Raw genomic sequence first — 7,691 nt, forward strand, 5'->3', positions numbered from 1 at the left:
CCGCTACATCGGAGAAGTAAGAGTGATGGCGGAAAGGTTCGCGTTTGTGCACGTTGGACAAATGCACTTCGATGAATGGGATGCTCACTCCCAGCAGCGCGTCACGTAATGCAACACTTGTATGTGTAAAAGCTGCTGGATTGATCAGGATGAAATCCACACCTTCGCCGCGCGCGGCGTGGATGCGATCGATCAATTCGTACTCGGCATTGCTTTGCAGATGCAACAGATGATGGCCGGCTTCACGGGCGCGGCGCTCCAGGTCCTGATTGATCTGTGCCAGGGTCGTCGACCCATAGGTGCCCGGTTCGCGGGTGCCGAGCAGGTTCAGGTTGGGGCCGTGCAGCACCAGTAAGGTTGCCATCTGCGTGTCCTTGTTATGAATAAGCAGTCGTCAGAACCCGGCGACTATGCCGCAAAGACTTTGTGACTGTCCAGTTCTATGCAATAGCCAGCACGATGGCCGATGTTTGCGCAAAATTTGTGACCGCGTGATCTGATCCGGTCATTGTGGTGATTGATCTGGCGTTATCGCGAGCAGGCTCGCTCCCACATTGGAATGCACACCTCTGTGGGAGCGAGCCTGCTCGCGAAGGCGATTTATCAGACACGGAAGGCCTGAACGGCCGTATGCAACTGCCCGCCCAATACCAGCAGGTTCTCGCCCTGTTCACGGCCCTGGCCGATGCGCAGCAAGTTATCCCCACCTAATTGATGAATCCGCTCGCTGTGATCGCGAATCTCGCTGACCGCGCCGCTCTGCTGCGCGGTGATATCGGCGATGCGGATCGCTGTGTCGGAAATGGTCTGGATCGCCCCGACGATCTTGTCCAGCGCGCCGTCCGCCGCTTGCGCCTGATTGGCCGTGGCTTCGGCGTGCTCGACCTGAGCGCGCATGCCTTCGACCGATTGCCGGGCGGCGGTTTGCAGGCCGGCGATCAGGGTTTGAATCTCCGCTGTCGCCCCGGCGGTGCGCTGCGCCAGCGAACGCACTTCCTCGGCCACCACGGCAAATCCACGGCCCATTTCCCCGGCGCGTGCCGCTTCAATCGCCGCGTTCAGCGCCAGCAGGTTGGTCTGATCGGCAATCGAGCGGATCACCGTCAATACGCCGCCAATGGTCGCCGACTCTTCGGCCAGATGTTCGATCATCTGCGCGTTGCCTTGCACCTCGCCGACCAAGGCGTGCAGTCCGGTGAGGCTCTGGCCGATGACGGTTTGGCCATGTTCGACGGCCAAACCTGCATGACGGCTGGCATCGGCCGCCTGACGGGCATCCCCGGCGACTTGCTGAATAGTGGCCTCCAGTTCGCCGAGGGAATCGCGAATCAATGCCGTATCCCCGGCCTGATGCTCGGCGCCGCTGTGCAAATCGTTGCTCAGTTCGGCGAGGGTGCGGCTGCTGCCCGCCACTTGCTCGGCGTTGCCGCGAATCGTACCGACCAGATCCACCAGATACGCGCGCAAGCGATTGAGCGACGCTTCGATGTCGTGCAATTCGCGGTTGGTCTTGCCCAGTTGAATGTCTTGACTGAAATCGCCTTCGGCCCAGGTCGACAATGCTGGCGCAAGATTGGTCAAGGTGCGGGCCAGGCGGCGCTGCAGGGTGTCGATAAGCAGTGCGATCAGCAGAATCAGGCCGATCATCACGCCTTGCATCAGTCGTACTTCGCCCTGGATTTGCCCGTGCTGGGCGCGCACTACCGGTTCCAGGCCTGCGATGGCTTGCTGCACGGCAGCGATTTTCAGGTGGGTCGCGGTGCTCAGATCGGTGCGTTTCTGAATCTGCTCGCGGGTGCGTTGCAATTCTGCCGGGTAGCGGCCGAGCAGGCTGTTGAGTTCACGTTTGAGGCCGACACCAGCGTCTTCGGCGACGGCTTTTTCCGTGCTTTCGATGCCCATCATCGCCGCGAAGTCATCACTGCTCGATTCGTTGCTGGCGATCACGCCGAGAAGGGGCAGGGCATCAATCGCCTGCGCCTGAGTGCGGATGTTGTCGACTTCGCGCTCGACGTCAGCGGCCAGTTCGCTGCGGCCGCTGCTGACCAGTTTGTCCCGTGCCAGCGACAGCTTGCCCAGATGCTGTGAGGCGGCGAGCAGTGGCGCGAGCCAAGTCGCGTTGCCATTGGCATAGGTGCTGAGTTGGTCGAGGCTGGCGCTGAGTTCGCGTTCGGCCTGCAACAGCAATGCCTGCGGATCACCGGCGAGTTTGCCGGCGGCGAGCAAGTCGGTTTTGCTGAATTCTTCCAGGCCTGAGATGCTCGGGCGCAGGGTGTCGGCCAGAGCGGGCGGCAGTTCGCCGAGTTCTTTCTGCACGCTATCGATGGCCTGACTGGCGCTGCTCAGACGCAGGGCATCACCGCTGGCGAGGTAATCCTCGACGTTGCGCGCCACCTCGTTCTGAAATTGCTGCGACAGCCCCAAATAACGCTCCATCAACAGATAGGGGCGTTCCAGAGCTTTTTGCGACCACCACAGCGTGGCGCCGAGTGCCAGGCACACGGCGACCAGCAGCAGAGTATTGAGATTGGTGAGCAACTTCAGGCGCATGACGGCTACCAACGGCAGAAATGGTAAGCGCCTGAATTTATTGCGATTCTGTTACAGGGTTATGACCGAGTCAGTGGATTCCGATGAAAAAGTGGCACTTTGCTTTGTGTCCCGCGCGGTCTGCACCCGATTGCGTCCGGCACCCTTGGCACGGTAAAGCGCCTCGTCGGCCTGGCTGGCCATCATCAGGCTATCGGAGTCATCGCGCATCTCCACAACCCCGGCGCTAAAGGTGCACCACAAGTCTTGCGGCTGGGCCGGGTAATGGATTTCGGCAAAACGCTGGCGAATCTCATCGAGCACTTTGTGCGCGGCTTCGATATCGGTGTCGGGCATGACGATGGCGAACTCTTCGCCACCGTATCGGCCAATGAAATCGGTCTTGCGCAGACGCTGTTTGAGAAACAGTGCCAGGCTTTTGATCACTCGGTCGCCCATCGGATGGCCGTGGCTGTCGTTGACCCGCTTGAAGTGGTCAATGTCGAGCATCGCGAAGCTCAGCGGCTTGTTCTCTCGGCGGGCACGGAACGAGCAGTCTTCGAGCAATTGCAGGATGTGTGTGTGGTTGTACAAGCCGGTGAGGCTGTCGCGCACCATCCGCGCTTTCAGATTGCGCGCACGGGCGGCGCGGTTGCGCACGGTGGTAATCAGATGCCGTGGCTTGATCGGTTTGGTGAGGAAGTCGTCGCCGCCTTCGCTCATGGCGTCGAGCTGTTTATCCAGATCGTCCTCGGCCGACAGGTAAATGATCGGCACGCTGACGTAGCGGTCGTTGTGGCGGATTACCTTGGCCAATTCGGTGCCGGTACAGGCCGGCATGTACATGTCGAGGATGATCAGGTCCGGCTGGAAGTCCGCCAGTTCGGCCATCGCCTGAATCGGTTCGATCAAGGTATGGGTGACGATCCCGGCGCTGTTGAGCAGGCGCTCGGTGTGCAAGGCCTGGGCGCGGGAGTCATCGATGATCAGCACTTTATAAGGTTCGTACTGGGCGACGCAGGTCAGGACTTCGATCTTCTCCAGCAGGCTCGATGCTTCGAGGGTGCCGGTGAGGAATTCCTGGCCCCCGGCGCGCACTGCGGCGAGACGGGTCGGCGTGTCGGTTTCGTGCAGGCTGAAGAACAACAGCGGCAGCGGCTCATCCAGACCGACCTGAGCTTCGGCGGCGAGCTTCAGGCCTACGCCGGCGCCGCTGAAGTCCACGTCCATGACGATTGCGGCGGGCAAGCGCTCGACCATCGATGAGCGAAACGCCGCCACGCTGTCCAGTGCCTGCGCGCTCAAGCCGAAGAATTCCAGTTGTTTGGCCAGCCGTTCGGCGCGGTCGTAATCCTGCAGCATCACGTAGATCGGTTTGCGCAGCGGCGGCAGGAAAGTCTGATCGAGCTGATCGCCATGGCGCAGGCCGGTACGCGACAAGCGCTGCATCAAACGATTGAGGTCGGTGATCAGGCCGCTACTGAGGCGACCGCGATTGGCGTCCACTGCTTCCAGCGACTGGCCGATGTGGCGCGCGAGCTGGGTGTGCTCAGGCTGTTCGAAGCGCTCGGCAAAACGCAACAGACGCAGGTTGGCCTCGCTCAGTTCGGCGAGGTCGACGGTGGACCATTCACTGCGTTGCAGGCGCTGCCATATCTCAAGAATCTGACGTGCCTGATGAATTACCCGCTGGGCAAAGTGGTGCTTGAGACGCTCACGGCTGGGGTCTTCTGGCTCGGTCATATCCTGACTACTAGTTAGGCTGCATGCTGAGGTCGACTGGTGGCTCTATGCTAGCACCTCTTTTCCCTTAGACGAGTGTCACACGTCAATAATCTGCAATGCGTCACTATTCAGTTTCTGACCGAGCGGTTTTATTTTTGACCTGTTCGTCGGGCATGTGCCCGAGAGTCAGGGGCTTGCCGCCAAGGCCGGGGTAGATTCGGGAAAATTTGCAGCGCCGCTCACATCAGCGTGGTGAATATGCTTTTCGATTGTTTTCAATACTCTGCGCTGATGCGTCAGAGGAGATGACATCAGGGATTCCCCTAGTTCTGAAAGATGCGTCAAGCGTCCACACGATTTGCGGCTTATCTTTACTGGCGGGTGCCGGCCCAAGGCACGTTGTTGTATGGTTGTGGTCGAACCGTTGAACCCAAGTGATTGAAAGGATATCGCCATGCTGGACTGGAAAAACCGCGCGGGCGCCGCGCCTGAACGTGCCGCCGAGCCCAAGTCGGCCACCCGCAGCTATGTTGGCGGGCTGTTGTTCAGCCGCGCGCTGGCCACCCTGGTCGGCATTTACCTGTTGGTAACTATCGGTCTTGGTTGGTACTGGAGCCAGGAACCGGCGCTGTTTCCCGTGGCGCAGAACGCACAAGTGGCTGCCGAGAAAGAAGGCAAGCAGATGGTCATCGGCTACACCACGGTGGAAACCCTGAAATCCGTCGCCGGCACCCTGCTCGACAAGCCGGGCGGCTACATTTCCAACGACCGCTTCCCGCCGGGCTTGTGGATGGACAACACGCCGAGCTGGGAATACGGCGTGCTGGTGCAGGTGCGTGACCTGACCCGCGCCCTGCGCAAAGACTTTGCCCGTTCGCAATCTCAATCGGCCGAAGACGCCGATCTGGCCAAGGCCGAACCACGCTTCAACTTCGACAACAAGAGCTGGATCCTGCCGTCCAGCGAGTCGGAGTATCAGGAAGGCATCAATTCCCTGAGCCGCTATCAGGCACGTCTGTCTGATCCATCGCAGAAAAACGCGCTGTTCTATGCCCGCGCCGACAACCTGAACAACTGGCTGGGCGATGTCGGCACCCGTCTGGGTTCGTTGTCCCAGCGACTGTCGGCCAGTGTCGGTCGAGTCAAACTCAATACGGCGCTGAAAACCGAAACACCGGCCGTGGGTGAAGTACCGCAGGTTGATGAAGAAATCGTCGAAACCCCGTGGATGCAGATCGACAACGTGTTCTACGAAGCGCGTGGTCAGGCCTGGGCACTGTCGCACCTGCTGCGTGCCATCGAAGTCGACTTCGCCGACGTACTGGCGAAGAAGAACGCTACGGTCAGCGTGCGTCAGATCATTCGTGAACTGGAGGCTTCGCAAGAGCCCGTCTGGAGTCCGATGATTCTCAACGGCAGCGGCTTCGGCGTGCTGGCCAACCACTCGCTGGTCATGGCCAACTATATTTCCCGGGCCAACGCGGCAGTCATCGACTTGCGTCAACTGCTCAACCAGGGTTGATTCATGAGCCACAACGCCAAAGAGGCGGCCCATCGCGCCGCCTCGGATGCCGAACAGATCGCCTGGGTCGACGAGCAGGACAACCTGCTCGGCGCCTTGGTGCGTGCCGATTTGCGCGAACGCGGGCTGATCGGGCGGGGCACTTATATCATGTTGTTCAATTCCGCTGGTGAGCTTTGTGTGCATCGGCGTACCTTGAGCAAAGCCATTTATCCCGGTTACTGGGACGTGGCAGCGGGCGGCATGGTGCAGGCCGATGAAACCTACGCCGAATCGGCGGCCCGTGAGCTGGAAGAAGAGTTGGGCGTCAGTGGCGTGGAACTCACCGCTCACGACCATTTCTACTTCGAGGACACCGGCAACCGCCTGTGGTGCTCGGCGTTTTCCGCCGTGTGGGATGGCCCTCTGAAACTGCAACCGGAAGAAGTGCTGGAAGCGCGCTTTATCCCGGTCGAGCAAGTCATGCAGGAAATCCAGCGAAAGCCTTATTGCCCGGACTCTTTGGCAGCGTTGCAGCGCTATCTCAAGGCTCAACAAAACGACGTCGCAAAGAACACATAAATTGGCGCCGATTGGCACTTAGCAATTGGGTTTTTTGCCGTTACACTGCGCGACCTTTTCAAGCTGTACCGGCCTGCGTTTGTTGAAGCATCGGTGCAGTAGCGCTGCCCCTGCCTGAGTGGGGCTTCGCGGTCGATGACCTTGCCCAAGGTCGCGATCAGTCTTTGTCCTCCCAAGAGGATTGCCGGTGGCCAAAAAAGCCGCATCCTTCGCCGCCCTGGGCGGTCTGGTATTTTCCACCGACGCAGGTCGTCATTGCCCGGAATGCAGTAAGCCGGTGGACGCCTGTATCTGCAAACAAACCGTGATCCCGGCCGGAGACGGCATTGCCCGCGTGCGTCGCGAAAGCAAAGGCCGTGGCGGCAAGACGGTGACCACCATCACCGGCGTGCCCTTGGCCGAAGACGCACTCAAGGAGCTGGCGACAACGTTGAAGAAACGTTGCGGCACCGGCGGAGCCTTGAAAGACGGGATCATCGAAATCCAGGGCGATCATGTCGAGCTACTCTTGGCTGAACTGATCAAGCACGGTTTCAAAGCGAAGAAGTCCGGCGGCTAGCAGCCTCTGTGAAAACCACCTGCGGCTTGATCCGGTGCTGATGGTTGTCAGTTCCGGCGTCGTCTCCATGGTTTTCACAGAGCCTGTTCATGACCGGTTTCTAAACTCCACGCGGTCAGCGCGGTCTACCGCCGCGCTGACGAACCGTCATTTTCATTCTTTAGACTGCGCCAGCCTGCATTTCAGGTAACGCACTATGACTTCTTTATAGGGGACTTCGATGTCCGTACGACGCACACGCAAAGACGATGGCAGCCAATGGACAGTTGCGGACAGCCGCAGTGTTTACGGGATTCGCCATTGGGGGGCCGGGTATTTCGCGATCAATGACGCCGGTCGCGTCGAAGTTCGTCCGAACGGCCCGAGCAGCTCGCCTATCGACCTGTTCGAGCAAGTCGACCAACTGCGCAAAAGCGGTTTGTCCTTGCCGTTGCTGGTTCGTTTCCCCGACATCCTGCAAGACCGTGTACGTCAGTTGACCGGCGCCTTCGATTCGAACATCGAGCGCCTGGAATACCAGAGCAAGTACACCGCGCTTTACCCGATCAAGGTTAACCAGCAAGAAGCGGTGATCGAGAACATCATCGCCACCCAGGACGTCTCCATCGGTCTGGAAGCCGGCTCCAAGCCTGAGCTGCTGGCGGTGCTGGCACTGGCGCCGAAGGGCGGCACCATCGTCTGCAACGGCTACAAGGACCGCGAGTTCATCCGTCTGGCGCTGATGGGCCAGAAGCTCGGCCACAACGGGTTCATCGTGATCGAGAAAGCATCCGAAGTCGGTCAGGTGATCGAAGA

The 7,691-nt window shown here is 59.8% G+C and carries 6 protein-coding genes and 1 pseudogene; 4 read left to right on the forward strand and 3 right to left on the reverse strand.

Going from position 1 to position 7,691, the window contains the following annotated elements; translation table 11 throughout:
- From ACIOVB_RS26485 to gcbA, 3 genes are all read right to left on the reverse strand, one after another.
- Positions 1 to 364 (reverse strand): type II 3-dehydroquinate dehydratase (locus ACIOVB_RS26485; RefSeq protein ID WP_401272159.1); only part of this gene is annotated, 364 nt, incomplete at its 3' end.
- A 239-nt stretch (positions 365 to 603) separates the two neighbouring features.
- Positions 604 to 2,550 (reverse strand): methyl-accepting chemotaxis protein, encoded by a 1,947-nt coding sequence (locus ACIOVB_RS26490; RefSeq protein ID WP_187678518.1) that lies wholly within the window; start codon positions 2,548 to 2,550, stop codon positions 604 to 606.
- Between the two features lie 51 nt (positions 2,551 to 2,601).
- Entirely contained in the window at positions 2,602 to 4,272 is a 1,671-nt protein-coding gene (gcbA, locus tag ACIOVB_RS26495) for a diguanylate cyclase GcbA (protein ID WP_401272160.1), read from the reverse strand.
- 436 nt (positions 4,273 to 4,708) lie between these two features.
- On the opposite strand from gcbA, the gene ACIOVB_RS26500 reads away from it, so the two are divergent.
- The 4 genes and pseudogenes from ACIOVB_RS26500 to ACIOVB_RS26515 form a co-directional block, all read left to right on the forward strand.
- Entirely contained in the window at positions 4,709 to 5,776 is a 1,068-nt protein-coding gene (locus ACIOVB_RS26500) for a DUF2333 family protein (RefSeq protein WP_187678516.1), read from the forward strand.
- 3 nt (positions 5,777 to 5,779) lie between these two features.
- Entirely contained in the window at positions 5,780 to 6,337 is a 558-nt protein-coding gene (locus tag ACIOVB_RS26505) for an NUDIX hydrolase (protein ID WP_401272161.1), read from the forward strand.
- 187 nt (positions 6,338 to 6,524) lie between these two features.
- A complete protein-coding gene (locus ACIOVB_RS26510; protein ID WP_007914613.1) occupies positions 6,525 to 6,896 on the forward strand; it encodes a translation initiation factor Sui1 in 372 nt (123 codons plus the stop codon).
- Between the two features lie 220 nt (positions 6,897 to 7,116).
- Positions 7,117 to 7,691: pseudogene (locus ACIOVB_RS26515) on the forward strand (arginine decarboxylase); the annotation flags it as partial.

The sequence above is a fragment of the Pseudomonas sp. NPDC087639 genome (assembly GCF_044743385.1).
GTDB lineage: Bacteria > Pseudomonadota > Gammaproteobacteria > Pseudomonadales > Pseudomonadaceae > Aquipseudomonas.

Coding starts and splice junctions, on each gene's coding strand:
- ACIOVB_RS26505 (WP_401272161.1), top strand. CDS start 5,780: ATGAGCCACAACGCCAAAGAGGCGGCCCATCGCGCCGCCTCGGATGCC.
- gcbA (WP_401272160.1), bottom strand. CDS start 4,272: ATGACCGAGCCAGAAGACCCCAGCCGTGAGCGTCTCAAGCACCACTTT.
- ACIOVB_RS26490 (WP_187678518.1), bottom strand. CDS start 2,550: ATGCGCCTGAAGTTGCTCACCAATCTCAATACTCTGCTGCTGGTCGCC.
- ACIOVB_RS26500 (WP_187678516.1), top strand. CDS start 4,709: ATGCTGGACTGGAAAAACCGCGCGGGCGCCGCGCCTGAACGTGCCGCC.